The sequence below is a fragment of the Kitasatospora sp. NPDC024654 genome (assembly GCF_055559155.1).
In genome coordinates this window covers 1-1196 of record NZ_JBVHLF010000274.1, presented here as the reverse complement: position 1 = coordinate 1196, position 1196 = coordinate 1, and the positions used below count along the sequence as shown (strand labels likewise).

Genomic DNA, 1196 nt, shown 5'->3' with positions numbered 1-1196 from the left:
CCCTCCGCAAAAACCACCCCGAACCACTCACCCTCACCACCACCCTCGCCCACCTCCACACCCACGGCCACCCCACCACCTGGCCCACCACCCAACCCACCACCCAAACCCCCACCCACCCAACCGAGTTGCCCACCTACCCCTTCCAACGCGACCGCTACTGGCTCCACCCCACCACCCCCAGCGCCGGCGCCACCGCCCTCGGCCTGACCACCATCGAGCACCCGCTGCTCACCACCGTCACTGAACTACCGGACGGCAAGGGACACTTGTTCACCGGGCGAATCTCCGCCGAGCACCCGGCCTGGACCGCCGAGCACGAGATCTACGGTTCCCCCGTGCTGCCCGGCACCGCCTTCGTGGACCTGCTGCTGCACGCGGCCGACCAGGTCGGCTGCGACCAGATCGACGAGCTGACCCACCACACCTTCCTGGCGATCCCCGAACGCGGTGCACTCCAGCTCCGGCTGGTCATCGAGCCGACGGACGACACCGGGCGGTCGTCCTTCGCCGTCTACACCCGGCCCGACGACTCGATCCCCGAGACCGCCTGGACCTGCCACGCCACCGGTGTCCTCGGCACCCGGGCGGCAAGCGACAGCGGGGAGAGCCTGCTCGCCTGGCCGCCCGCAGCCGCCACACCGGTCGAACTCGGTGAGTTCTACGCCCACTTCATCGAGCGCGGCTACCACTACGGGCCGCTCTTCCAGGGCCTGCGCGCGGCCTGGCGCGGCACGGACGCGGTGTATGCCGAGATCGCGCTGCCCGAGGGAACCGACCCCGGTGGCTACGGCATCCACCCGGCGCTGCTGGATGCCGCGCTGCACCCCGGCGCGCTGGTTCCCCGGCTGGGTCCGGAGGGCGCGCCGATCGTGGAGCAGACCGGGCACGTCCGGCTTCCGTTCTCCTGGAGCGGGGTCGCCCTGCACGCGACCGGCGCGACCCGGCTCCGGGTCCGGGTCAGCGAGCCCACGCCGGGCACGGTGTCCATGGCGGTCGCCGACCCGACCGGCGCGCCCGTGATGACCATCGGCGCCCTGACCATGCGCGAGGTGGACCCGAGCCGCCTGGAGGAGACCCGCAGCGCCCGGCAGGACGTCTCGCTGTACCGGGTCGAGTGGGTGCCGCAGACCCTGCCCGACGGCCCGCCCGCCACCGGCCAGTGGGTGGTGATCGGCGACCAACCCACCACCGAC

Annotated in this window: 1 protein-coding gene; it reads left to right on the top strand. The window is 72.6% G+C overall.

Annotated features, from left to right (window positions below; all coding sequences use genetic code 11):
- Positions 1–1196, top strand: a 1196-nt coding sequence (locus tag ACZ38L_RS39580) for a polyketide synthase dehydratase domain-containing protein (RefSeq protein WP_465703023.1), incomplete at both ends; no start/stop codon positions are given.